The organism is Flavobacterium sp. TS_SC_5, from assembly GCF_056156265.1.
Genome location: NZ_CM149588.1, coordinates 3,367,596 through 3,394,266 on the forward strand (window position 1 = coordinate 3,367,596; position 26,671 = coordinate 3,394,266).

The 26,671-nt window shown below is 30.8% G+C and carries 19 protein-coding genes; 18 read left to right on the forward strand and 1 reads right to left on the reverse strand.

The genetic code is table 11. The annotated features are described in order from the left end of the window. The first annotated feature begins 5 nt into the window (after positions 1 to 5). From AC0J6S_RS14490 to AC0J6S_RS14505, 4 genes are all read left to right on the forward strand, one after another. Positions 6 to 6,284 (forward strand): DEAD/DEAH box helicase, encoded by a 6,279-nt coding sequence (locus AC0J6S_RS14490; RefSeq protein ID WP_474954457.1) that lies wholly within the window; start codon positions 6 to 8, stop codon positions 6,282 to 6,284. Then, on the forward strand, positions 6,281 to 8,350 hold the full coding sequence (locus AC0J6S_RS14495; RefSeq protein ID WP_474954458.1) for a 3'-5' exonuclease: 2,070 nt from the start codon (positions 6,281 to 6,283) through the stop codon (positions 8,348 to 8,350). Before AC0J6S_RS14490 ends, AC0J6S_RS14495 begins: the two co-directional genes overlap by 4 nt. A 398-nt stretch (positions 8,351 to 8,748) precedes the next feature. Next, complete coding sequence (locus AC0J6S_RS14500) at positions 8,749 to 9,348, forward strand: hypothetical protein (RefSeq protein ID WP_474954459.1); 600 nt, start codon at positions 8,749 to 8,751, stop codon at positions 9,346 to 9,348. Between the two features lie 269 nt (positions 9,349 to 9,617). Further along, complete coding sequence (locus AC0J6S_RS14505; RefSeq protein ID WP_474954460.1) at positions 9,618 to 9,845, forward strand: GIY-YIG nuclease family protein; 228 nt, start codon at positions 9,618 to 9,620, stop codon at positions 9,843 to 9,845. Here AC0J6S_RS14505 and AC0J6S_RS14510 read toward each other — a convergent pair. Next, positions 9,835 to 10,845 (reverse strand): helix-turn-helix transcriptional regulator, encoded by a 1,011-nt coding sequence (locus AC0J6S_RS14510; protein ID WP_474954461.1) that lies wholly within the window; start codon positions 10,843 to 10,845, stop codon positions 9,835 to 9,837. The genes AC0J6S_RS14505 and AC0J6S_RS14510 overlap by 11 nt on opposite strands. 550 nt (positions 10,846 to 11,395) lie before the next feature. Between AC0J6S_RS14510 and AC0J6S_RS14515 the strand changes: the two genes are divergently transcribed. The 14 genes from AC0J6S_RS14515 to AC0J6S_RS14580 all read left to right on the forward strand — a co-directional run bounded on the left by AC0J6S_RS14515 (position 11,396) and on the right by AC0J6S_RS14580 (position 26,503). Continuing rightward, positions 11,396 to 12,781, forward strand: a complete 1,386-nt coding sequence (locus AC0J6S_RS14515) for a reverse transcriptase family protein (RefSeq protein WP_474954462.1) — start codon at positions 11,396 to 11,398, stop codon at positions 12,779 to 12,781. 11 nt (positions 12,782 to 12,792) lie between these two features. Then, entirely contained in the window at positions 12,793 to 14,070 is a 1,278-nt protein-coding gene (locus tag AC0J6S_RS14520) for a hypothetical protein (protein WP_474954463.1), read from the forward strand. Further along, the gene (locus AC0J6S_RS14525; protein WP_474954464.1) at positions 14,067 to 16,271 is read left to right on the forward strand and encodes a response regulator; all 2,205 of its coding nucleotides are present in this window, start codon (positions 14,067 to 14,069) and stop codon (positions 16,269 to 16,271) included. The genes AC0J6S_RS14520 and AC0J6S_RS14525 overlap by 4 nt, the downstream gene beginning before the upstream one ends. Positions 16,272 to 16,371: 100 nt before the next feature. Next, complete coding sequence (locus tag AC0J6S_RS14530) at positions 16,372 to 16,749, forward strand: hypothetical protein (RefSeq protein WP_474954465.1); 378 nt, start codon at positions 16,372 to 16,374, stop codon at positions 16,747 to 16,749. 73 nt (positions 16,750 to 16,822) lie between these two features. Further along, a complete protein-coding gene (locus AC0J6S_RS14535) occupies positions 16,823 to 19,000 on the forward strand; it encodes an ATP-dependent DNA helicase (protein ID WP_474954466.1) in 2,178 nt (725 codons plus the stop codon). A gap of 1 nt (position 19,001) precedes the next feature. After that, positions 19,002 to 20,501: a DUF7017 domain-containing protein gene (locus tag AC0J6S_RS14540; protein ID WP_474954467.1), complete on the forward strand. Its 1,500-nt coding sequence runs from the start codon at positions 19,002 to 19,004 to the stop codon at positions 20,499 to 20,501. A gap of 12 nt (positions 20,502 to 20,513) precedes the next feature. Further along, entirely contained in the window at positions 20,514 to 21,671 is a 1,158-nt protein-coding gene (locus AC0J6S_RS14545; RefSeq protein ID WP_474954468.1) for a hypothetical protein, read from the forward strand. An 83-nt stretch (positions 21,672 to 21,754) separates the two neighbouring features. Beyond that, positions 21,755 to 22,099 carry a DUF3127 domain-containing protein gene (locus AC0J6S_RS14550; RefSeq protein WP_474954469.1) on the forward strand — a complete coding sequence of 115 codons (345 nt, stop codon included), beginning with the start codon at positions 21,755 to 21,757 and terminating at the stop codon, positions 22,097 to 22,099. A 48-nt stretch (positions 22,100 to 22,147) separates the two neighbouring features. After that, positions 22,148 to 23,017, forward strand: a complete 870-nt coding sequence (locus AC0J6S_RS14555) for a leucine-rich repeat domain-containing protein (protein ID WP_474954470.1) — start codon at positions 22,148 to 22,150, stop codon at positions 23,015 to 23,017. 105 nt (positions 23,018 to 23,122) lie between these two features. Then, complete coding sequence (locus AC0J6S_RS14560) at positions 23,123 to 23,443, forward strand: hypothetical protein (protein ID WP_474954471.1); 321 nt, start codon at positions 23,123 to 23,125, stop codon at positions 23,441 to 23,443. A gap of 270 nt (positions 23,444 to 23,713) precedes the next feature. Further along, positions 23,714 to 24,127 (forward strand): hypothetical protein, encoded by a 414-nt coding sequence (locus AC0J6S_RS14565; protein ID WP_474954472.1) that lies wholly within the window; start codon positions 23,714 to 23,716, stop codon positions 24,125 to 24,127. A gap of 364 nt (positions 24,128 to 24,491) precedes the next feature. Further along, positions 24,492 to 24,896 (forward strand): hypothetical protein, encoded by a 405-nt coding sequence (locus AC0J6S_RS14570; RefSeq protein ID WP_474954473.1) that lies wholly within the window; start codon positions 24,492 to 24,494, stop codon positions 24,894 to 24,896. A gap of 80 nt (positions 24,897 to 24,976) precedes the next feature. Then, positions 24,977 to 25,384 (forward strand): hypothetical protein, encoded by a 408-nt coding sequence (locus tag AC0J6S_RS14575; protein ID WP_474954474.1) that lies wholly within the window; start codon positions 24,977 to 24,979, stop codon positions 25,382 to 25,384. 72 nt (positions 25,385 to 25,456) lie between these two features. After that, positions 25,457 to 26,503, forward strand: coding sequence for an HNH endonuclease domain-containing protein (locus AC0J6S_RS14580; RefSeq protein ID WP_474954475.1), 1,047 nt, complete (start codon positions 25,457 to 25,459; stop codon positions 26,501 to 26,503). Positions 26,504 to 26,671 lie beyond the last annotated feature (168 nt).

The window sequence follows — 26,671 nt, forward strand, 5'->3', positions numbered from 1 at the left end:
CCTTTATGCTAAGTTTACAACAGGCTATTGAAATCAAAGAATCGATAAAATCGTATTTGCAGGCTACTTTTACTTTTCGCAAAAAAGAAGTAGCTGAAGCTTTTGAAAATTTTATCGATCATCCCACATTAGGTATGTTTAAAGGTCCGTATGTATCTCTTAAACTTCGCTTTGTGAAAGCGGAACAATCTGAAATTGATAAGATTCCGCTAACCATAAAACCATCATGGCCTCCTTATGATCATCAGGTAAAAGCTTGGACTAAATTAGCTACTCTAAACAAATCACCTGAGCCTACAATTGTTACTACTGGAACTGGTTCGGGTAAAACAGAATCCTTTTTATACCCAATGTTAGATTATTGTTTTCAACAACAGCATCGTAGCGGTATCAAGGTAATCATATTATATCCTATGAATGCCTTGGCTACAGATCAGGCAAAGCGTTTGGCAGAAATGATTTATGATGATTTAAGACTAAAAGGAAAAATTACTGCAGGTTTATTCATCGGAGAAGGTAATGGACCAAAAGGTCAATTTCCTAAAGTCATGGGTGAGGAAAATATCATAGAACATCGAGACAGTATTTTAGATGCTCCACCAGATATTCTGCTTACCAACTTTAAGATGTTAGATTATGCCTTAATGAAACATAATTTCCATAAATTGTGGATACATAATCTTCATGACAGCACCTTATTACAATTTTTGGTATTGGATGAATTGCATACTTATGATGGGGCTCAGGGTACTGATGTAGCAAACTTAATTAGAAGATTAAAATTAAAACTGAATATGGCAGCAAGACAATTATGTCCTGTTGGTACATCTGCTACAATTGGTTCAGGTCCCGAAGCACCTACTTTATTGGCAGAATATGCTACTAAGGTTTTCGGTGAAGAAATAACCACCGAAGCAATAATTACAGAAAATAGAATAAGCCCCAATTTATTTTTTGCGGAAGAAGAGGTGCTAAATGACTTTATTCCCTTACCTAATAAATTAAAAAAATTAGTTTATCAGGAGTACGAGGAATATGACACTTTTATCCAGCAACACATTGACGTATGGCAACAAGATAAAAATGAGTTAGCTACTGGCTTAATTCAATTAAAGATTGTGAGAGACTTAGTCGTGGTAGTTAATAAAAACTCAGGAATTAAAACCCTTGAAGACATTATCCGTGATTTATCCATGATCAATGATTCCTACCGGAAATTGCCACAATGGGATGAGCAATATGCTTATAACCCCAAAGAAAGAGTGCTTGAATCCCTACTCTCTTTAATTTCTGAAGCGAAAGATCCCACTAATGAAAAATCACCCTTTATGTATCTTCAAATCCAACTCTGGATTCGTGAACTTAGTGGTGTACAATATACTTTACAGCAACCTGCTGCTTTCTCATTTAGAGATCAGGTTGATGCTCAACAAGAAATAGGTGCTTTACCACCCTGGTATTGTCGTGAATGTAACAGTTCTGGATGGCTAGGAGTAAAATTAGAAAACAGTGACACTTTTATCAAAGATACTAACGAGATATATAAAAAATATTTTGAAAGGAATAAAAATGTCTATTACATACTTCCAAAAGACGAACTATCTCAAGAAGATTTTCAGGCAACAGGCTATCAGCCTGATGATTTTATGCAACTAAAAATCAATCCCAAAACACTTAAAGTGGTAGATCAAGATAAAGAGGGTTTTGCTGTTCAGGCTTTAAGAAAACTAAAGGACAACAAAATAGAAGAGGTATGTCCTTGTTGCAATTCGACAGGTACTGTAGCGATTGTTGGTACAAAAATTCCAACTCTTAGTTCCATTGCAGTTAGCCAAACACTAGCTACCGATTTAGATTCTGCCGATGATAGAGGACGTAAAATTTTAGCATTTACCAATTCTGTTCAAGACGCTGCACATCAAGCGGGTTTTATAGAAAGTCGAAACTACCGTTTTGCATTAAGATCAGCGGTTCAAAAAGTGATCAATGAGCTAAACCGTCCTATTCAGCTTTCTGAATTGGCTGACGAATTTATAGACTATTGGAAAGTGCGAGCTGATGAGTCTGGTAAAGATTCCTTAAACAGTTATTTATATCGATTTTTTCCAAAAGATTATCTTGGGAAATCATCTCCAAAAGATTTTTTAGTAGCAGATAAATATGCACCACATTTTTTAAAAGAATTTGACGAACGACTGCGTTGGGAAATCTATTCTGAATTTGGGTATAATTCAAAAATTGGTCGTACGCTAGAAAAAACTGGAGCATCTTCTACCTATTTTGATAAAGACCTATTGGAGCAAACATGGGACCACATTACGGATTGGATCTCTGAGAATGATACCAGCGCTACTTTAGATAAAGCTTCATTTATTCGTTTTACAAACCTCATCTTACACCGTACTAGAAATAGAGGTGCAATAGATCATTTGTATTTATCTAAATATCGAAAAGAAAAGTTAAGTGTTTGGGATTTGAACTGGCAAAAAGACAGTCGCCATTTTCTTAATCCTAGATTCCATCCACGTACACGTTTTCCGAAATTAATAACCAATCAACAATCGAGGGATAACCTATTAGATACGACAAGGGCCAAAACAACTAATTGGTTTCATGCCTATTTTTATAAGTCATTTAATCTTGCCGCAGTTACAACTGATTTCGTGAATGAATTTTACGAACAATGGACAAAAGCATTAGTTCAAGTAGGGCTATTAAATAAAGAAACCGCTGGAGATCACGAAAACTATTGTATCGTACCAGCAACTATTTGGATTCATAAAAACATCAAAACTTATGTTTGCAATACTTGTGAGGACAAGCAATACACCTATGATGATGTTGAATTTTTAGAAAATGGTAGTTGTTTAAGTTATAGATGTGTTGGTCATTACAATTTGACTCAGCCTAAGGCTAGTAACTACTACAAAGAAGTATATAATAGAAATCGTTCTCCTCGTGTTTTTGCAAAAGAACACACAGGTTTACTAGAACGAAAGGTAAGAGAGCAGCTTGAAATTGATTTTAAAAAGAGAGAAAAATTCAATTCGGTAAATACCCTAATAGCTACTAGTACTCTTGAAATGGGTATCGATATCGGAAGCTTAAACACAGCTTATAATAACAGTATTCCTCCGCTGCCCTCTAATTTTTTACAACGTATTGGTCGTGCTGGTCGTAGTTCTGGTTCAGCAGTAATTGTAAATTTTGCAAAGAATCAAAATCATGATTTGTATTATTTTACAGATCCAATGGAAATGATGAATGGTGCAGTAAATACACCAGGTTGCTACCTTGAAGCTAAAGATATTCTTCGACGTCACTTTACTGCCTTTTGTTTTGATAGTTGGACATCCAAAAACCCGAATGAAAATAGCATTCCTACTTTTGTTCGTGATTTAAAATTATCCAATCGTGATTTAACAAGTCCCGAGTTTTTTATCAATAGAGTAAATCATTTTATTGATTCAAATGAATTGTTTCTTACTACATCTTTTTTAAAGCAATATGATGAATCAATTACATTAAATGTATTTGGCGAAATCCAAGAGGCACTTCTTTCAGGTAGTTTTTATAGTAATTTATTAGAGGTCTTTAATCAAATTAGAGACGAACTTTTAAATATTGAGAACCGAAAAAAGGATATGGATGCTGAAGTTAAAATACTTAATCTAGCAAAAGGAGATCCTTTATATGACGAGTATATCAAAGAAAAAAGAAATCTAAACGGAATCAAAAAAAACATTGCTGCTAGAAACATTTTAGAACATCTCACAAATGTAGGGATCTTGCCAAATTATGCATTCCCAGAGACAGGGGTTACATTGAATGCACATGTTTTAAGTTCAACCGTTGAAGGAAGTACTACCAGAAGCTTAGATAAAGATTTCGAAATTGTACGATCAGCAGTACAAGCAATTAAAGAATTAGCTCCGGAAAACTATTTTTATACCCAAGGGTATAAATTTGAAATATCTGGTGTCAATACCTTCGATTGGAATGACCATAAGATAAAGCATAAAAAACGTTTTTGTTCAAAATGTGACCATTTGCAAATGGATTCGTTATCTAATTCAGGTAATTGTCCTAAATGTGGTGATCCTTCTTGGTCATCCTCTTCAAATGTCCATACTTTTGTTAAAATGACACATATGAAGTCATTTAATAATGCTGCTAAAGCAACATTGAGTGATGCTAATGATGAGCGAGACAAACAACAGTATCAGGTGATGAACCATGTATTATTGGATCAAAATACATCTGCTGGTGCTTGGGTTTTAAAAGACATTCCCTTTGGTATAGAATATGTTAGTAGTGCGACGATAACTTCCGTTAACTTTGGTCGAAACGACTCTAATGACGCTCGCAAAATAAAAATAAACGAAGAAGAAATACTAACAAAAGGTTTTGTTACTTGTAAAAATTGTGGTAAATCAATTTCAGCTACTCATTTAATTTCTGAAGCTAGAGATTTTCATTATGGATACTGTAAACATCGAGATGTTCGATATGAACCAGGAAAAACAGATGTTTTCGAAGAAATTTATTTCTTCAGAGAAATGCAAACCGAAATTTTAAAAATAGTGCTTCCTATTCAGGAATTTAATAGTGAAACCGATATACGAATGTTTCAAGCTGGTTTGGAGTTAGGTTTGAAAAAATACTTCAAGGGAAATCCTGGTCACATTCAAATTCAATCCTATAAAGAATTCAATCAACTTACAGATAAATTTGACCGATTTTTATTACTGTATGATACAATTCCTGGCGGTACAGGATATCTAGAACAAATTTTTGACGATAAACAGTTTTCTCATTTATTAAGATTGAGTTATGAAGCCATTAGAGATTGTTCCTGTCAGTTAACTGATCATGACGGCTGCTACAAATGCATTTACAGCTATGGAAATCAATATAATAGATCCGATTTAAGTCGAGCGAGAGCAGAAAAATGGTTTGGTAAAATTTATAGCCAAACAGAAGAATGGGTAAAAACCAATAATGGCTTAACTACTTTAACCAATTCAGGAAAAATTGAAGAATCTGAATTAGAAGAACGTTTTGTCAAGTTGCTTTCTATTTATGCTGAACAACAGGAAGGTTGGAACTTTTCTGAGAAAAAAAACAATGGAACGGTTTACTATGAGTTTAGTATTGAAAAAGGAGATATTAAAGCTCTTTACTGGCTTAGACCTCAAATAATTTTAGGCCCTAAAGATGGTATTGCTTTTAATACACGTACAGACTTTTTGATGGTTTGCGGAAGTTATTTATTTAAAGAAAAGGAATGGCGAGACCAGATTCCAAAGACTGCTATTTATCTCGATGGATATCAGTTTCATGCTTCAGAAGAAAACAACGTTTTTGAAAACGATATTCGCATTCGTAAAGCGATAGTTGCCCAGCCAGAATTTAAAACTTGGTCTCTCACTTGGACGGATCTCGATTACTTTCAAAAACAATTGGAAGGTGATAAAGTAAATTATGATGATGATGTTGCAATTCTGTTCAAAAATAATTTCAAAAAAAATTATGATAAACTACTTCACACAATTCAAAAAGGTGAAAAAACAAATTACTCGTTAAGTTTAAATAGTGTAGAAAGATTAATTACACAAATGATTTACCCACCAGTCGAAGATAATAAACAAGCTTGGTACTCTTTTTTAGGTTCGTGGACAAAAAAATTGTTAGATCCCTCTTTCAACCCTTCACAATTATCAAAATTAGTATCAAAAGAATTGTTGTATGATAGCTATATTATTTCAAATAAAATAAAAGATTTTAATGCTTTGCTTCCTGTTGAAAATGATTTTACGCCTTCATTTTTAGAATGGGATACTTGGGTGAATATAGGTGAAAACAATGTGGTCAATCAACTTAATTTAAACGATAGTAGCACAATAGATAAAAAAGAATGGGAAACATTTTGGAGATTATTCAATCTTTTTCAATCAGACAATTTTATCCAAGCCGATATCGAAGATACGGAGTTGACAGAAAGCGATGAAACATGGATGGAATCGCTTTGGGATTTATATGAAGACCATCTACATACTATAATCCAATCAGCTATATCAAAAGGCATCATTACAGCATCTAATGCAGAATTTTTAGACACTTGGATTGATGCTGATACAGGTGATGTTTTGGCAGATGCAGAATTGATATTATCTTCAATTAAAATTGCAATTAATCCAAGCTCGTCCGAATCTAATAATATATTGCTAAAAGGTGGGTTTACAATTTATGACGATGAAAATTTAAAAAATATTAAGCTATGAAATTATTTATTTACGATAAATTTTGGGATGCATTCTTGAAGATAAATAAAGGAACTCAATCTAAAGTTACCGATTTTATCAGCAAATTTAGAACCAATTCAAAAAGTGCTGCTTTAAATCTTGAATCTATAAATACATTCAAAGATCAAACATTCCGCACAGCTAGAATAGACCAAAAGTATAGAGCAATTCTAAAAGAAGTTACTCCTGGTGAATTATATTTATTGATTTGGATTGATAATCATGACGAAGCAATGGATTGGGCTAAAAATAAAGTCATAAATTGGAATGATCAGACGCAGGCGTATCAAGTATTTAGCATTCATGAATCGATTAAAGATATAGATACTTCTACTAATGTACCTGAGAACGATTTATTTATGAACAAGTACAAGTTTAGCGACTTATTAGAAATTGGTGTTCCCGAAATCTTGATTCCTTCAGTATTAAAAATTAATGACTTTCCTGGATTAGAAAAAATAGAAAGTTATCTACCTGTAGATGTCTTTGAAAATCTATTTTATTTACTTGACGGGGCAAATATTGATACCCTTAAAACAGATATTATTGAAGGTGCCGTAAATAATATTCAAAGTAAAAACAATTCTCGTTCTTTTATTGAATTAACTGATGATGAAATATTAAATGACGCATTACAAGGATCACTTAAAAAGTGGAAATATTATTTACACCCATCGCAATCAGTATTTGTTTACGGGAAATTTAATGGATCAATAAAACTTTCTGGAGGCGCTGGTACAGGTAAAACAGTTGCTGCACTTCATCGATTAAAATATTTGGCTGAACACAAAATAGATGAAAAACCAATTCTTTTTACTACCTATACCAAAGAACTAAGTGAAAACTTAATGAATTTAGCAACTGATTTAGAAATTCCTAAAGAAAGCTACCATATTACCAATATCGATAGTTTAGCTTTTGATCTGGCCCAAAAATTTGGATTAAGGAAAACTACTGATAAAGTATTTGGTATGAATGCTGTGAAAAGTCCTCAAGAAGTTTGGGGACAAGTATTAGAAGAAAACTTATCCAACTTTGATGAGGAGTTTTTAAAGGAGGAGTTTGAAGAGGTTATATTAGTTCAAAATATTTCTTCACAGACTGAGTATCTAAAAGCGAGTAGAATTGGTCGTGGAAAAGCTATATCTAAAAGGCAGCGATTGGATGTATGGCATCTAATTGAATTATTTTTAGAAAAAAAACTAGCAAGTGGTTTTTATTACAAAGAAGAAATCTATAATAAAGTTGCAAATTATCTCAAATCAAATAACCAAACTGTATATTCAAAAGTAATTGTAGATGAATTACAAGATTTTACGAACGTTGAATTAAACTTTATCCGTGCTCTTACCCCAATAGCCCCTGATGATTTATTTTTAGTAGGAGATCCTCTTCAAAACATCTATAATCGCAAGATAAATTTTTCAAAGGCGGGTATTAATATCCGTGGGAATAGAAGTAAAAGATTACGTATCAACTACAGAACTACAGAAGAAATTAAGAGGTTGGCATTTTCGATCGTAGCAAATGAACACTATGACGATTTTGACGGAGAAACTGAAGAAAAATCAGGATATCTATCTCTATTTCATGGCGTAATCCCAATATATCAATTATATACAAATAAGCAGTCTGAACTTGATCATGTACTACTAGAAATAAATAAATTGTTTGATGAAGGTATTAGCTATAATGAAATCGTAATTGCAGCTCGAACTAAAGATAGTGTGAATGATTTCAGAAACTTGCTCCATAAAAATAATATACCTTATGTAGACAAAGGCTTATTGAACAGTAAAAAAGAAGGTATCCGCTTATCAACATTTCATGGTTTAAAAGGATTAGAGTTCAAACATGTATTTTTAGTTGATGTTAATGACCGTACATTTCCAAAATTACCATACGATGCAAATACATTAGAAAAAAACAAGTTAGAGAATATAATAAAAGCTGAAAAATCTCTTTTTTATGTTGCATCTAGTAGAGCTATACAACGTTTATTGATCAGTGGGGTTGGTACTGGTTCAGATTTGATTAAACTATAATGGTTTTCATTTAAAACTCACTTTCAAATCTCATTTTCATCAAAATAATATCAACATCTTAGTTCTTTTCGTAATAAAAGATACAAAATGCCGTTTTTTAAAATTTAGTATTGATTATCAGTAGTATTACCCAATTTGGTACTCGCCTTTGGCGAGTATCTAATTAAATTCAATTAGTAGCCTTTACAAAGCGATTTATCCCTTTAACCCCAAGTGAAAAATTTAATAAAAAACAATCCCTCGACTGCCAATGGAAAATAAAGCAGGAAAAACTTCCACCATCCTTCACCAAAAAAATTAAGGAATTTATCTCCATCCAATTATAATCGTGTAATAAAAGTTGTATATATTTGATGACAACTAATAAGCTCATTAAAAATTAAATCCAATATTTTAAGATGATAAAATTAATAAAAGAAGAGACAATCACAGAGAACGTTACCACTCAAATAATTTATAGAGAAGCGGAAATAGATCTGAAATTTATAAATTCCAATGCTGAAAAACTTGGTAATGGTCTATTTCAAAGTAAGCCAGTATCTGGTATTAAACCAGTTTATTATAATAAATGTATAGAAGGTGGTCTAAATGAATATTGTGTACGTATTCTAACAAAAGGATGGGTATTTAAAAATGATTGGTATATTGATTATAGAGGAAGTGGTAGTTATTATGACGAATACAGAAATTTTTTGATCCAATATGAACAGGATAATGGCCCTTTCATATTAAGTAAAGCAGTAGGAATTAATACTGAACGTTATGATGCCATACCTTTTATTACTAATGAACAAATTACTACAATAGTAAACATGATGAATTGTCTCGAAAAGGATGAAAAAACACCAGCATTAGCAGTTCCTATGAGACTTATAACGATAAATGGTAAACTTTCTTCTGAAACAATTATAGCAAATGAAGATGGCTCATTTCCTTTTCTTACAATGAAAGATTATGCTATTGCAAAAGAATTATCTGAATCAAACGAAGAATTATAATTATTGTAAGTAAAGCATGTATCGTAATTTAATATTCCTTCACCTCAAAGATAAAAGAGATTATCACAACCAGATAGTTAAATAGACCCGTTCGCGCAGAATTGCATGAACAAGCTTGAGAAAACGTGATTTTAAGCAACATTTTTAGGGAAATAATGCGGGAAGTTCAACACTACGCAAAAGTTTGGTTATAAAATGGTGCCAAGGGATAAAGACCCAAATACAAGAAAGACTACATTCAATGGAACAGATTAAGAGAAGTTGAAAAAATGGATGGTATCTTATTTAGTGATGTTTTTTTTACCAACGCCATAATTTTAATAAAAATAGAGATGCAATTGATATCTCATTTTAATCCTCCGTTTAATTTAATGGGCAATAATAATAGTATAAATGTAGATTTTAGAAAAAAAATTTCTAGTTTGAGATCCAATAAAAAAATTAATAACACATATAATAACATCAAAAATACAGTACTAATTAAAATTAATAATTGAGTAAACTTGTGTTTGTTCTAAACATAATGGTATTTATCAAACGTTGCGGTTCAATAACAATCACACTTTCTCCATAAGACAAAATCAATCGCTCCAATTCGTAATTGAGTATCACATTAATTTTAAGTTCTAAGGTGTCACTATTTATCCATTTATGCTTTTGGGTCTCATGAATAGATTTATTCTCCATGTATCTACCGGTTAGCCGATTGAAATGTAATGTAACATTTTCTAATTCGGCACCCTCTCCTCTACTTACTCCTATCATATCTGAAAAATACTCTTGCCAATCAATTGTTTCATTAGCTACAAAAGGAATATCAATTGGTGAAACATCTACGATCCTGTCAATAGCTACGTTCCAATCTGATTTCCAACTTTCGGGATTCAAACCAAATAAAAACCATCTGTTATTGTATTCTTTAAGGTAATAAGGATGAAAAACATACGTATAAGGTTCTTCTGTTTTAAAATCCTTATAAGTAATTTGAAGTGGTGTTTTGTTTTGAACAGCATTATAAAGCGCACTAAAGTGTTCAATCCCTTTCAAATCCTGCGAGCTATCAAAACCAATAAACGGTTTTTCATCAGTAGTAATTTTTAAATCGGTTTTCAATTTGGCAATAATTGATTGAATTCCCTCAAACTGCGGCATACCCTCAAATTGTGATAACACTTGTATCGCCGATTGAAATTGATCCATCTCCACATCATTTAAAGGGGCATTATTGATAGAGAAGTTCAAATCTTCATATCTGTATATTTTCTTTTTCCCTTCGCTTATTTCAGCTAATTCAATACTCCATCCTTCGGGGCTTCTCATAAAGGCGATATCATCCCGCAATTGACGTGTCTTAATATGTTCCTCATTACCAGTAACTTGAAAAAGAGCTTCATTTACTGTTTCTAATAAAGTTTCGAAATAAAAATTCTTATATGGATTGCGAAAACATTTATCTAATATTTTATATCGAATTAAAGGGTTTTTAGTGATTGCCATTGTCAGAATTAATTTATATTTACAATATGAAGACAACGCAAGGTATAAAATTAAATTAAGCTGTGCAGTAAAAGTGCACTCTTTAATTATACGTTTGCAGAGTCAAACAAAAGTTCTTTGAATAACCGTAGTGAAATATTGAATTGTCTATCGCAAGATAGACTTGCCTGCTGGAAGTATTATTTATAATATCTCAAATCGGCTGGTGGTTTTGGTTAAGATAAATGGTCTAGGTATTGAAGTAGTAGTTGTAAATCTCTAGTAGTATTCTATAAAAAGATACCATAAACAGATTCTAATCGATTCCAAAACTGAATGTTAGTGACGTAATTTTTACAATGGTTATATGACCTTGTTTTAAAACCCTCACTTATATATTTTATAATTATTGAAGTTATGTTATTATTTTAAGTTTTAATATTATTTAATCTATTATTTCAATTTAAGTTTTAATATTATTTAAGTTACTTTTTATAATATAATTTTAAGCTATTTATAAGCATAAAGAAAGAATATACTACGGTTACCAAACGACTAAACTTATTTAAAAATGAAAATTACTCCTGCCCAAAATAAAACTATTCATGAATTATTCAAGATTATGAATAGCAAAAATGATTTCCTTTCTTTACTTAATGAAGCAAAGAAATTGGTGTATGGAGATAAAGTAATTCCTTTTGAAGAAAAGCAACTCAATTATTACATCAGCAAGGATTCAACTAGTAATAATAATATAAAGTCAAAAACAAATCTATTAACTCTTTTAAATAAAGGAGATGATAGTTTTAAGACTAGTACTAGAAAATCATCCTACACTTCTTTTACCATAAAAAAGAAGTCTGGCGCAGATAGAACCATTCACGCACCTACCAAAGGATTGAAAGAGTTTCAAAAAGCTTTAAACATAATTTTGCAATGTGTACATGTTCCACATTCATCAGCTGCAGGATTCGTTTTGTGCAAATCTATTGTCGATAATGCAAAAGTGCATGTGGGCCATAGTTATGTATATAATCTGGATTTAAAAGACTTTTTCCCAAGTATCGACAAGTCACGTGTTTGGGGAAGATTGTTGGTAGCCCCCTTTAACTTAAACACTTCTGACGAAAGAAAGAAAATAGCCAATATGATTGCTGGATTATCTTGTAATCCTATGGAGGTCGAACGTTTTATAAACAACGAATGGATAAAAATTACCACTTCGGTTCTACCGCAGGGTGCGCCTACCTCTCCTACTTTAACTAATGCAATTTGTGAAAGAATGGACAAACAATTATCAGGAGTTGCTAAACGCTTTGGTTTAAATTACACACGTTATGCGGATGATATTACCTTTAGTAGTAAACACAACAATTATGAGGTATCTCCAAACACATTTGAAAAGATCTTTGTTGCTAACAGTACTTTTGATCAAGAAATAAGACGAATCATTGCGAGTCAAAACTTTCATGTAAAAGAAAGCAAAGTACGTTTGCAAAAAGAAGGGTATCGTCAAGAAGTAACTGGTTTAGTAGTAAACGACAAGGTAAATGTAACCCGTCGTTATATTAAACAATTGCGCCAATGGTTGCACAATTGGGAGGCCTATGGATATGATAGAGCATATTCTTTTTTTATGCAACAATATGTTTATCAAAAAGGTAAACATCCAAAAGGAAAACCGAATATGGCAAATGTTATTGATGGCAAACTCAATTACCTTAAAATGGTAAAGGGAGAAGAAAATGACTTATATGTGAAATTAAAAGTGAGGTTCGACAAACTTGCTTTTAAACAATCATTTATTAGTAAATTATTAGAGATTTGGCAAGAAAATGGAATTGAAAGTGCAATGGACTTATACTACTCCAAAAAAACAGAACTATCTGCTGATAATTCTAAAATTGATACCAAATCAAATGATTTAAACGACATTTTAGATAATCTATTCTTATAAAATATATTTCTATGACTTATAATAAAATTGATTTTATAAATGATTTATTGTCTTCGAAGAAAATTAAAATAGAAGAGAAAAACAGAATCCTTGAGTTGACCAAAAGTGAGTTGTTGAATTTTGATACTGAAAATTCTGAAATAAAGAGAAGGATAGATAATATCGAAGAAAAAATTAAATATTTTGTGGTGGAGCCTACAGTTGAACCTCCTATTACTCCTAATGAAGAAACGCTAAACTTAGTATCAAAGCAACTGATTCAGAAGAAATTAAGAAAAAATGAAACTTCAAATAATCATCTACCTAAATATAATAATCCATTTGCCCTAAATGGATTATCTAAATTTCTAGAGGCTTATAATCAGCATCCAATCCTTAAATATACTTGTCATACTGTTGACTCTGATAATGTATTTAGCGATATCAAACTAAAATGTAATAATGAAGTGTACGATATTAAAAACCATCAAAAGCTGATTATTGAATCATTCACAAAATTAAAAGCTGATTACTTTATAAATCATGAAATAGTAAATTTAATTTTTAGCTATTTAACAGGCGCTAACTATGCCGGGCAACCCACTAAGTGGGCAGGTATCGAAACTAATTGGTGTTCTGAAGAATTAGTAAATTGGTCACAGAAAAATATAGATCTTGCTCCTAATCCCGGAGGAAAGTATATTAAAGTAATGAAAAATAAGGGCTTTAAATTAACTAAATCTATTAGATCTGATTTTTCTGCTAGTAAGATTGTTTATTTTTCTGATCTAGTTCTCCATTTTAAGAATTTATTTCATATCAAAGCGGACAACTCGCTAAGAAATATTGTTCAGTTTATTAATAATAAACATTACCCAAAAAAAATAGATTTTGAATTTGTACCAGACCACTTTTTCGAAAGTATTCAACTATTTACCAATGTTCAAAAACTTATAGAAGCGTATCAAACCATTATCGATAATATAATAGGTATAGCGGGCAGAAATGTTCTCGTCCCTAAAATATCTCTTTCTTTTAAGGAAAATTTAGACAAAACAGTTGATTTTATAATTCATGATATGAATATAGGTCATTATCGCACCTCTTTGAATGATACTATAAATAGAACAGGAGATACTCACGCTGTATTAATAAAATCAAATATTAATGGGCTATGTGAATTATATATAAGGGCAAATTTTGAATGTGGAAAGTCCTATGAAGTTAATTTATGGAATACTAAAGAAAGAGTTAGTACCGCAATCAACAATATTGAGGGAGTGCAATATGTATTAAAATTTAGAAAATGATATATTTAATTGACGATCGAAAACATAGGCAAGAAGAAGGTGGTTGGAGTTCAACAAAATTTTCTGAATATTCGGAATACATTACACCAATTTACAATTATCTGGAATTAAGCAATTTATTAAATGAAATCTATTCATCGGGTAATATCGTTTTATTTCATGAGTCATTTATTGACAAAAGTTCGAGGGCTAACGACTCGTTAATAAAGGATTTTGAAACAATGTTAAAAAATGAAGTTAAAAAAGACGACAATTTTAAGTTAGTTTATTTTAGTGGCAGCAAGAAATTCAGAAATTTAAAAGATGAAATAGGTTATTTACCAGTCGAAATAGTTTATCAAAATTTGGCTGTATTCATTAAAAAAATAGAAGAAGGTATAATTGACTTAAAATACCTTTTGTATGGAAATAATCATCAGATTGAAGAAACTTTATATAAGCAATTAAGACTAAAAAATGATACTATTGAAGATTTCCAAGTTGATGACGATACAACTGTAAATTTTGTCGCTAAAAGTTTAGATGAAGAAATTGATGATCCGTTTACTAATGCAGTTAATGAAATTATTTTTGGAGATGAGATTTCAGATGAATATTTAAATGAAATAATTATTGAATGGTTTTCAGAAAATGAATATGATAACTTATTCATTCCTCTTTGTTTTGGACCAACTTTATCGGATTATAATGGGTTAAGATTAGCTGTGCATATAAGATGTACAGATACAAAAAATCAGTTAAAGCCTATTTTTATTTACAGTTTTGTTGATTATTCGTTCTTAATCGAAAATGAATACTTTGATATTTTAAAAACAAAGAATATTTTTTTAATTGAATACTCTAAAAAAGGTTTTAAAGATGCTTTAGATAGAAATATTTCACACCTACAAACCGAAGAAATTTCTAATGTAATCAAAAAAATAAATCTTCAAATACCCTCTAATTATGAAGATAGCCATAGTATAGCTAATGAATGGGCAATATACAGATGGTCCCGCACTATTGATGCAAATGATGATAATATTGAAGAGATTACTGCTATTCAAAATAGCAATTTATATTTTAAATATTTAAAAACAATTTATCCAATTAGTCATTTAGACAAATTAGATTCTAAAGTTTTAAAAATTAATTTTGAAGGGCATCCAAAGGTGCTTTACATTGATGATGAAGCCAACAAAGGTTGGCGAGAGATTTTCTACAAGATTTTCCTCGATGATAATGATGGTATAGACTTTATTCATTTAGATGATGAATTCAATGAAAAATCTAAAGAAGAAATAATTGATATTTCAATAAAAAAAACGATTGAAGAAGATATAGATTTAGTCATTTTAGATTTCAGACTTCATAAAGATGATTTTGGAAATGGCAGCATTGGGGAAGTAACAGGTTTTCAAATATTAAAAGAAATTAAAAAACACAATAAAGGAATTCAGGTTATTATTTTTTCTGCAACTAATAAAATTTGGAATTTGCAAGCACTTCAAGAAGCTGGAGCTGATGGGTTTATTATTAAAGAAAGTCCGGAAAATAGTGTTGACCCACAATTCACAAAACTGTCAATTGAAAATTTAATTCATACTATAAATAAATGTTTTAATCGAAACTTTTTAAAAGATTTTTATAGTAAACTTGAAATTCTAAAGGCTGAACTAATTCCTAGAAAAAACTATAATAAATCAAAAGAACCTCTCCCAAAAGAATTTGTAGATGAAACTTTAAAATGGTTAGAACTATCTAATAATCTTCTTTCTTTAGACACTTCACCATCAGGATTAACAGCTTCCTTCCTTTTCTATTTTTCAGTAATTGAAAATATGGCTAATAGAGTTATAGATATAGACAATCTAATACTTATAGGCGTTGAAAATGGTCAAAATAAGTACAATTTTCAATTCAGAATAAAAAATCAATTTTTAAGAAACTTTATTGAAGTACCTTCCAAGAGTGGAAATTACCATAAAACTAATGGAAAGTTAAAATCAACTAGAAATATGCCTTGGATTTTTAAAATATTAAACACAATTGATTTTATATCAGATGAAAAAATAACTGAAAATGAATTAAATTCAATCATAAAAAAAAGAAATGATATTATTCATGCTAATGCTACAACAGGAGATGTAATAAAAATAGATAAAAAGATGGTCATTTCTCTATATAATTATATTTTTAATGGTTTAAAAACGATAAAATAAATCTTACCCTTAGATGAAAATATTATCTATGCACTAATCCTGCATAAATCTTTTTCAACTTTGCCCATGAAAACAATTAATTACTAAAAGTAATAAAAACATGACTGACCTAATTATAAAACTCAGAGAACAATTAGTTGCAATGATCGAAGAAATTGACAACTATAAGATACCCTTAGATGACAGTATATTTATTAAAAAAGAAGATTTAAAATGGATAAAATATTTGGGGAAATTAAATTCATATATCAATGTCTTTGAATATAAACAAGATATAATATTTACTTTAAGAGTGTCTTCAACCTATCCATATGATTATGAAGTTTACAATAAATTAATGGATGGTACACTTGAAATATTAATTCTCAATAAACGTGAAGAAGAATATGTAAATTCTGGACATCAAATAAATTATATATTAGAAGATAAAAAAAATACTATACTTCGTGATTTATATAATCCTGAGAAACAAACTTAAAACGAATAAAAAGCACTTTTTCTGCGCTAATCCTGCACACTTCAATATCACCTTAACATCAAAATAGTAAGTCATGAGCATATTCGATCATTTTAGTCATTTAAATCTAAGCCATGGTCAAGAAACTGCCTTAACAAAGCTAGAGGCTTTTTTTGATAGTCCTATTCCCGTTTTTATGCTGAAAGGATATGCTGGTAGTGGTAAAACTACCATTCTTGAAGGATTGGTGGAGTACCTTAACACCATTGAAAAAGACTTTTTATTAATGGCACCTACGGGAAGAGCGGCAAAAGTCATTCGCGAAAAAACAGGCCAAGAGGCCTTCACTATTCACAAGTCCATTTATAGCTACGAAGACATGGTGGAAGTCGAAGAAGGAGATTCATTTTTCTACAATTATAAAGTTCGCAACAATACTGATGTTGCCGGTAAAATATTTATTATTGATGAAGCTTCCATGCTTTCAAATGCCAAAAGTGAAGGGGAGTTTTTTCGCTTCGGTTCTGGGCATTTATTGAGTGATTTAATCGCCTATTCTAGGATCAACACTGGTAACTCGCAGACTAAGATAATCTTCGTAGGTGACCCTTGTCAGTTACCACCTGTAGGTGATAATAGTTCAAAAGCTTTTGAACCTAAGTACTTGAAAGATAAATTTAATCTTTCATCGGAAGAAACAGAAATGAAGGAAGTGAAGCGTCAAGACGGCGAAAGTGGTATTCTAAAATCAGCGGCGAACATTCGGAAGAGCATCTCCGCTGGCTTTTTTAATGATTTTAATTTACGTTCAAACGGAAAAGACATATTAAATCCATCTTATGAGTCTTTCTTGCATACTTGGCAAGAAGCTTCAAGTCCTAAAATTATTATTGCCAGTAAAAACAAAACCTGTCTCGATCTCAATTTGCAAATAAGAGAAAGAAGATTTGGAAATGCCAATTTACCAATCCAGAAAAGTGATATCGTTATAATGGGTGGTAATAATTATAGAAAAGGAATTTTTAATGGGGAATTTGCAGTAATCAATGAAGTAAGCAAGGAATGCGAAACACGAACAATCGCTTTAAGAGGAAAACCTTCCGTCACCTTAACCTGGCGAGGCGTGGAACTGGTATTTCCGGACGCTGAGAGCAATAATAAAATAGTAAAAGGCAAAGTGTTGGAAAACTTCCTTTATGGTGACAACTATTTGAAACCGGAAGAAACACAGGCACTATATGTGGATTTCACATCTCGTCACAAAGGATTAAAACCGAAATCAGAGGAATTTAAAGAAGCTATTATGCAGGATGAATACTTTAACAGCCTTTTGATGAAATATGGATATGCGGTTACTTGTCATAAAGCTCAAGGTGGTGAATGGGATAACGTATTTACAATTTGGGATAATGATAACACCAAAGGATTTAACTGTTTTACTGACAATCAAATTAAACCAGGTAAAACCAATCAAAGTTTTTATCGCTGGGCCTATACCGCAATAACAAGAGCATCAAAAGTATTATATGCCGTGAATCCTCCTTTTTTCAATTCCTATTCCGCGATGTCCTTCTTGGACATTACCGTTATTAATTCGTTAAATGAATTATCAGGAAATCAACTTCAGGGAGAAGAATTAAGCATCGATGATGAAATGTTAGCACAACTAACACAGTTTCACCTTTTAGATCAAATTGTCCAGCTACAGGACCATTTTATCAGAGTGCGTTTTGCTGCCAGAAAGCAATACATTGAAATTATTAAATGGGAGAAGAAAAATCTCGAATTATTTTATTATTTCAAAAGGGAAAATCAAACTGCAGCTTTTAAAACATGGGTGAATAAAGATAACGTATTTAATGGTAAATATCAAAAATTAGCAGCTAATACAAACAGTGAAGATCTTTATTGTGAAATAGAAGCTCTACTAAAAGCCCTACCTAATGTTTCCATTAAAAGAAATACGGTGGAAACAATTATCAGCAAACTAATATTTGATTCTGAAGTAGAAGAAAAACTACCATTTACCAAAAACTTATTTGATGATTTAAGTCTATTGTTTCAAACTTTAAATATTAATATTGAGGATATTGAACATCAGCAATTTAAAGAAAGATATTCTCTGAAACGAAATCACGAAGCAGCCGTTATAGACTTTGAGTATAATAATAGCGGTTTTTTCGGAAGAGTAGTCCCAATTCAAAAACAGTCCAATAGTCAACAACTTCTTTCAGATATTCAAACTGCATTAAAAACTTTTAAACACGAATAATATGCCATCTAAAGAAATAAAAGAACTACGCCAAGCAGGAAAATTAGATGAAGCCTTAACTATGGCAAAAGCAGAATTGGAAGCACAACCAGATAATATCTGGGGAAAACGAAATATCAGTTGGGTATATTACGACTATTTAAAAAAAAATGTGGCTTCGGGGGATTTGGATTCATTTATCTCAAATTTATCTATAATAAAGAGTCTAGGGTTACCTGCCGAAGAAATAATGCTTTTCGATAATCTTTGTTGGCAGATAGGTTCCTTATTTTTTAAAACAGTTGGTATTCCAAACTTTCAGTATGCTAAACTTTTTGAAGTATATGAAATTTCAAAAAGTTTTACATTCTCTAAACCTTCAGAAGGATATAGCTTTTTGTTTAAAGCCCTTCATAAATTTTTAAAAGATGGTGATAACTACCTGCAATTTGCAGATTGGTGGAACTTTGAAAATTTCAGAGAAGAAGATTATCAAAAAGAAACACTCCCTAATGGGAGAGAAATGATGGCAATTGTTGAACAAGCTTATATAGCTTATGCCAAACACTTGTTGCCAAAACAAAATCCAGATGGTGAAATTGTTTTTGATAAAAAAAAAGCAATTGCTTTTGCAGACAAAATTTCTGTTTTAGAAGAAAGTCACCCGGACTATCAATATCCCGCTTATTTTAAGGCAAAAATATTATTGGCGTTAGGTGATAAAGACCATATGCTGGAATCATTATTGCCTTTTGCAAAGAAAAAACGCAATGACTTTTGGGTTTGGGAAATATTAGCGGAAGCATTTTCAAATGATTCTGAAAAAGTTTTTGCTTGTTATTGCAAAGCATTGTCTTGCAAAAGCCCAGAAGAGATGCTCGTTGGACTTAGACAAAAAATGGCTAGAATACTAATTTCTAAAAATAACTATAACGAAGCGAAAACAGAAATAGAGTTATTAGTAAAAGTACGAAATCAACATGCCTATAGAATTCCAAACGAAGTACTCAACTGGCAATCTCAGGAATGGTATAAAAATGCATTAGTGCAAAGATCAAATACTGACTTTTACAAAAGGTATATTCCGGAAGCTGAATCGCTTTTGTTTTATGATACACCTGAAGAATTGCTAATTGTTGAATTTGTCAATTCGGATAAAAAAATACTGAATTTTATTGCTTCAGAATCAAAGTTTGGCTTTTTGAAATATGACAGGTTCTTTAGAGACATTAAAATTGGAGAGACTTTGAAAGTAAGATTTCAAGGCGGCAGTAATGAGGGTATGCATCAACTCTATACAGCCGTTAAAATAAATGATGAAACATTCAAAAAACAATTCCATAAAGAAGTAGAAGGTAAAATAAGAATTCCATCCGGTAAACCATTTGGATTTATGGAAGATATATTTATTCATCCATCATTAGTTTCAAAGTTAAATTTAACAGATGGATTAAGTTACAAAGGGAATGCAATCAAGTCATACAACAAAGAAAAGAAACAATGGAACTGGAAGTTAATTTAAATAAAATATAAAATGAACAATACAGATGACAATGACTATAATCAGTCTTTATTTGAGTCTCAACAAGACGAGTATCAAGCTTTAGGTGAACAACAGGAATCCGAAATTGAAGGTCTAATTGAACCGTTTGAATCGCAACTTGAATATCAACAAGAAGAATATCAAGCCATAGCTGAACAACAGGAATCCGAAATTGAAGGTCTAATTGAACAGTTTGAACAACAAGAAGAAGGTTATCAAGCCATGGGTGAACAACAAGAAAATGATATTCAAGCATTAATTGATCAATATGAGTCTCAATTATTTTCAGCAAATCTATCATTCACCCCAACCTATGAAAAGGAATCGGATGATTGGTTTATTATTAATGAGGATTTTTCTGTAGAGCAATCAGATAATGCTCCTAATAACGCTAATCTACTTTTTACTATCCACAAGAAGCTAAACCGTAAGTCTAACTCAGGTAAAACTCCTTATTTTAGTTATCATATTTTAGATAGTTATTCACATAAAACAAATTTAAAAATTGGTAACTATTCCTGTATGGATTCAGCTACTGAACATTGGACTTCTTGGGAATTCAATAATAATTCAATTGGACGTACAGATTATCTTAGAGATAAAAAATTAAATGAAATAGATTATTATGATAGTAAAAATTTGCTATTTCCAATTGAATATTCCTTTGCAAAACTAATTCAACTGGATCAATATAACCCGTTTAACTTTAATTTCAATCGACTAAACTTCCTTAAACAAGATTCCAAAACGACAAGTGGAGATAAATTCGCTAGAATAAAAATAATAGGTTCTAATAATCAATTTTTAGTGTTGTCCATATTTAACTTTGAAAACAACATCATAGATTTACTTAAACAATTAAACGACTCGACATCATTTAGTGAATTTCATTTAAAATCACATTTGACTCTAGCTGTGAAATATTTGTCACACATGAAAACCGATATTTGTATTAACAGTAACACTCATATATTGAACAGTTATTCATCAATTATTGCACATATAAAAAATGTAATTGATGATAATTATATATATTTAAATAAGGGTATCAAAGAGAATAAGGAAAATGATGTAAATACTTTATTAGCGAGGTATGATATTTTAAAAACGGAGTTAGATTCCTATATAAATAAGTTTCAATTTAATTAATTAGAAGTTAATTTTTGTTTTTTCACTGCACCACATTTGCACACCAGCGCATTTTCTTTGCTTAACAAATAAAGAAAGAAATTATGCAATTAACAGCAACACTCATCCAAATTTTTCCACTCCAAACCGGAATGGGTAAAAACGGACAATGGAAAAAACTGAACATCATTGTTGAGACAGACGGTCAATACCCGAAAAAAGTATGTGTTAGCATTTGGGGAGATAAAATAAAAGAAGACCAATTACAAGTTGGCAATTTTCTAACCATATCGTATGAATTAGAAAGTAGAGAATACAACAATAAATGGTACACAGATGTAAAGGTCTTTAAAATAGAACTTATAAATAATCCAGCAACAATTCCACCGATTAGCGCCTTTGAAAATACAGTTGATCTAACAGAAGACGATGAAGATTTACCTTTTTAAATAATTTGAGTCTAAATAGGTCGCTAAATTTCTCAATAAAAACAGAACATGGATCCATACACAAAATACATAATTCAAAATCATCTTTACTGGATTGAAAATGGGTTTACGAAAGAAGATATTCGTAAAATTCATAATGAAGTTTGGGATGAGCATATTTTTGACAATGTCACAATGAAGAGAATTCAGAAAAAAAAGGGGTATTCTATAGCCCATAAGGAAATCATAGAGGCATCTGATTTTGAAAAGATCACTTATCTGTATTTGGATTACGCCGAGCATATTCTTGATTTATCTTTTTTAAAATATTGTTCCAACCTTGAGGAAATAAAAATGCCCTTCCAAAAACTTAAAAATCTAAAGGTATTAGCTAATCTAGAAAAAATTAGAAAAATTGATGCCAGCTACAATAACATTGAAAATATTGATTGTCTAAATGCTATGAGTAATTTAGAGGAACTTAAGCTCGAAAATAATCCTATAGAATCATTGCATGCGATTAAACACCTTAAAAAATTAAACAAGATAGAAATTGATATAATAAAAGATGAAAATGAAGTCTTTCATATACTCAGAAACGACAATACCTGTTCAATTAACTATATTTTAGAAGGTGGCAAAATAGATTTTGAAAATTTAATTTTCCCTAAATACTTGGTTATTATTTCAAAAAAAGAAAATTCCCTTTCCTTAATTCTGGAAGCAAGAACTGACGATAATGATTTAAATTCTACTATCTATTTCCCCGATGGTTTAGCTAATCAAGATCAGTTCATAGATTATTACATTGAAAAAATAAAGCAACTGACCACAGAGCGTTTTGTAAAAATCTTAGGCGAACCATTTGAAATTAATAAATCAAAATTACTTCGCCATGTTGATCTATTTTCACTTCAGTATGAGCATGATGTCACCTGATCATATCTAATTACAAAATAGATTAAGCAATGTACTTCGATAAAAATAGTCACCAAAGACAATACATTCAGTAAAATTGAAAATAAATATATTATTAAAAAAAAAATGAAAACAATAGAAGAGATTCAGGAAATATTTAAAGTTTTAATTGAAAGTAACGAACATTTTAAGGAACATTTACAAGGACCCGATTGGCATGTAACAGTGTACAAGCCTTTCGGAGACAATGGTATCATTAACTATCCCTTCAGAATTTACGGAAAAATTTCCGGAAGTTATTTTGGCGGCGATTACAGATGGTACGGTGGTGTTACATATTCATATAACATCAAGGAAAACAGCTTAACAAGAACAGAAAATGAAAATGAATTACATCCTATAATAGTTAAACATGTTGATTTACAAGAAATACAAATGAAGATATAACTTTAATTTAGTTGCCATCTGGAGAAATTCAAAAGTGGTAAGCTAACCAGATATGGTAATCGAGGCGTGGTTTTGAATGGCTAAAGCTTTCACCATCCTTCACCACAAAAATTAAGGAAATTATCTCATAATAATAATAATAATAATAGTGTACTAATAGTTGTATATATTTGAAAAAACGTAAAATAAAAAAGGAAACTTCGCTAATCACCCCATTTAGGTTAATATCGAAAAAATAAGCTGTGGTAAAGTAATAAAAAATAGCAAATAATGAATGAAATGATAAAAATGGTTCAAAATATATTGGACAACAGTGTAATAGTTGAAAAAGCTGCGACACAATATAATGGCGCAAAAATTGTCAATTTTGAAAAGTATTTAAAAAACGGGAAACCTTTCACTTTTGAAAATGGTGATGTATGTGCGATTGCTCATTTAAATGCATTTACGATAGAAGTTGTAAAAGAAATAGCAAAAAAAGTGAGTGAAAAAATTTCATCAAAATATCTTATTGATTTCATAAATGAAAATCGGTTAAAGGATTTTGTTGGGATTTCTTCGCCAAATTATCATAAATGGAAAAATGGAGATGAAGGTGAAGTGCGCATCGAATGGAATGAAAAGTATGAAAAATATTTTGCTTTCTTTATAAATAAAAGTATATCGACTCGCAAAAACCTTTAAGCTCAATTGTTAAAATTTAGGTCACTTGAAAATTATTCTCACATTTATAAAATGAAAGTAAACGTCTAATTAAAACATATATTTCGATCGCAGAATTACATTCCGTGCAATTCCTATTAGTAAATGAAGAATTGCTTTAAATTTATCGACCGCTAGTGGAAAATGAAGCATGAAAACGCTACCGCTTCTTCACCACAAAAATTAAAGAAATTATTTTCATCCAATTATAAAAGTGTAATAAATGTTGTATATATTTGATAACATCTATTAAACATATAGTGGCAATCCAAACAGTATTTAGAATACATTCTCTATTTTAAAGTGAGAACCAAAACAGAAGAATACGAGAAAACATTTTAGCATTATGACAGAAGAAGAAGTAAGTAAATTATCGCAAGAAATTGATGATATATCGAATAATTTTGAAAATAAACCTTGGGCAGAAAATATAAAATTACTCAAAGAAAATTTTGATATTAACTCATTAAAAACACCTACTCACTATTTAAAAACTATTGATCAATTAACAGAAGTACTTCGTGAAACTCGACTTTTATTTATCAATTCAGTATTAAATAAAGTATGTATAGTAGAAGGTAAACTATACAATTTTGAAACACCGTATCAAGCTGGAATGAGTTATAGCGCTGTAATGAAAAAAGAAGGGAGCTTTTACCTTCTAGACGAAGACGGCGATTATAGCGAAATATTTACAAGCGAAACATTTACGCACTTTATTGATGATTTATATTGGGAATTGTATGAATAATAATTGGCACCGCACCCGATGCTGCCAAAACAATCCTTTCATGTGCTTCCTCTGCAGGAATACATTATAAACATAATCCAATGAAAAAAATCTTTATCCTATTTCTATTTATTTCAATACAGACACTTAGCCAAGAAGTAACTAAAGAAAAAATGTATGGCACTTGGAAAGTTCAAAAAAATACAACCCTAATAACAGACCCTAAATTTAAAGATCTAATCAATGGTTTCAAGGAAGCATCATTTACATTTAATGAAAATGGAATATTTGAACTTACATCAGCAAATACATCTAAATTATTTTTGATGACAATGCATATGCTTAAAAATGCCAAATGGAAATTGGATCAAAATAAACAAATAATCAGAATAGGAAATCAAGCAAATCATTTTTCTCTTATGGGAATCATAGTTAAATTGAAGGATTCAACAACAATCTTTCTTGTGGATGAAACACCACTTGAATTCGAAATGAATAAAGAATTATAAAAAAAATCAAAAACACCAGCGATCCAATGTCTCATTACTTGGGATTCTTTTATTAAAACACGAATATATCAAATGAATCTACCTCTTTCAGAAAGTCTGCCAATTAACAAATTAGTATCAGTATTTGCGAGTACTTCGGCCACTTACAAATTTTATTGGTTTTTGGCTATATTGGAATTGGTTGAAGAATGTAACACAACCATTCCTAAAAGAAAAATTTTCTGTAGAATGATAAGCAATTCTTGGTACACCGTAAATTATTTCCACGTCTCTTTTGGCAAACAGGATCTAATACAAGGAGCTGTCAGGACAATTCTAAAGATAGAGAACCTTACTATTGATGAAAAAAAGAGCAAAATAAATGCTGTTCTAGAAAATTCTACAAACAAGGCAACGGTAGACCTTTTGAATCATTTTGATTTAAATGTCCCGCATTGGTTTATCTCCCCTTGGTTTTCCGGTAATCGAAGTACTATTTATTCTTTATCCCAAAATTTTGACAATGGTTGTCTTTATAGTTTAGAAAAAGATTGCATAAATATTAACCCCATTTGGATCTCTTATTTAATATCCAATTCAAAGTTGTTGAAAGACTTTTGTTATTGGAATCTATCCCTATTTCTGCAAAAAAGAAATCCAAATGTTCCTGACATTCCAAACAAAATAAACAAATCAATCACAAGAAATTCCTTGACTAAACAAACCAATGAATATTGGAAATTGGTGTTTAATGAATTGGGATCTATCGAATGCATCTTCACAGAAAACAAATTAATTTTCGACGAAAAAAAATATGCAATAGACCATTTCATTCCATACGCATTTGTTTCTCACGATTTAATTTGGAACTTAATCCCCATTGACAAAAGTTTTAATTCATCCAAAAGTGATAAGCTCCCATCGGTAAACAAATATTTTGACAAGTTTTTTAATCTCCAAAAAACAGCTTTTGAAATCGTAAAAAGTCATAATGCTAAAAATAAATATTTAGAAGAATACCTTACTATTTTCCCCGATTTGGAGGATGGCAACGATTTCGATTATTTGCGATACAAAGAAAGCATTCAACCCTTGATTACTATTGCCGGTAACAACGGTTTTTCCTTTATGAAAGATTAATTCCACAAACTCCATTGGAATTTATGTGGAACGGCAAGCAATAGGTTTTCTGAGCAGTTTCGAACTCAATATAGAAGCCTTCAATTTGGAAGATTTGCATTTTCATTTGCTGCAATTTAATGACTAATTACTATTGCAACCACCTACCCTACTACACCAAAACCCGCG

Coding starts and splice junctions, on each gene's coding strand:
- AC0J6S_RS14535 (WP_474954466.1), top strand. CDS start 16,823: ATGAGCATATTCGATCATTTTAGTCATTTAAATCTAAGCCATGGTCAA.
- AC0J6S_RS14545 (WP_474954468.1), top strand. CDS start 20,514: ATGAACAATACAGATGACAATGACTATAATCAGTCTTTATTTGAGTCT.
- AC0J6S_RS14500 (WP_474954459.1), top strand. CDS start 8,749: ATGATAAAATTAATAAAAGAAGAGACAATCACAGAGAACGTTACCACT.
- AC0J6S_RS14510 (WP_474954461.1), bottom strand. CDS start 10,845: ATGGCAATCACTAAAAACCCTTTAATTCGATATAAAATATTAGATAAA.
- AC0J6S_RS14560 (WP_474954471.1), top strand. CDS start 23,123: ATGAAAACAATAGAAGAGATTCAGGAAATATTTAAAGTTTTAATTGAA.
- AC0J6S_RS14490 (WP_474954457.1), top strand. CDS start 6: ATGCTAAGTTTACAACAGGCTATTGAAATCAAAGAATCGATAAAATCG.
- AC0J6S_RS14505 (WP_474954460.1), top strand. CDS start 9,618: ATGGATGGTATCTTATTTAGTGATGTTTTTTTTACCAACGCCATAATT.
- AC0J6S_RS14525 (WP_474954464.1), top strand. CDS start 14,067: ATGATATATTTAATTGACGATCGAAAACATAGGCAAGAAGAAGGTGGT.
- AC0J6S_RS14555 (WP_474954470.1), top strand. CDS start 22,148: ATGGATCCATACACAAAATACATAATTCAAAATCATCTTTACTGGATT.
- AC0J6S_RS14540 (WP_474954467.1), top strand. CDS start 19,002: ATGCCATCTAAAGAAATAAAAGAACTACGCCAAGCAGGAAAATTAGAT.
- AC0J6S_RS14575 (WP_474954474.1), top strand. CDS start 24,977: ATGAAAAAAATCTTTATCCTATTTCTATTTATTTCAATACAGACACTT.
- AC0J6S_RS14580 (WP_474954475.1), top strand. CDS start 25,457: ATGAATCTACCTCTTTCAGAAAGTCTGCCAATTAACAAATTAGTATCA.
- AC0J6S_RS14495 (WP_474954458.1), top strand. CDS start 6,281: ATGAAATTATTTATTTACGATAAATTTTGGGATGCATTCTTGAAGATA.
- AC0J6S_RS14565 (WP_474954472.1), top strand. CDS start 23,714: ATGAATGAAATGATAAAAATGGTTCAAAATATATTGGACAACAGTGTA.
- AC0J6S_RS14550 (WP_474954469.1), top strand. CDS start 21,755: ATGCAATTAACAGCAACACTCATCCAAATTTTTCCACTCCAAACCGGA.
- AC0J6S_RS14570 (WP_474954473.1), top strand. CDS start 24,492: ATGACAGAAGAAGAAGTAAGTAAATTATCGCAAGAAATTGATGATATA.
- AC0J6S_RS14520 (WP_474954463.1), top strand. CDS start 12,793: ATGACTTATAATAAAATTGATTTTATAAATGATTTATTGTCTTCGAAG.
- AC0J6S_RS14515 (WP_474954462.1), top strand. CDS start 11,396: ATGAAAATTACTCCTGCCCAAAATAAAACTATTCATGAATTATTCAAG.
- AC0J6S_RS14530 (WP_474954465.1), top strand. CDS start 16,372: ATGACTGACCTAATTATAAAACTCAGAGAACAATTAGTTGCAATGATC.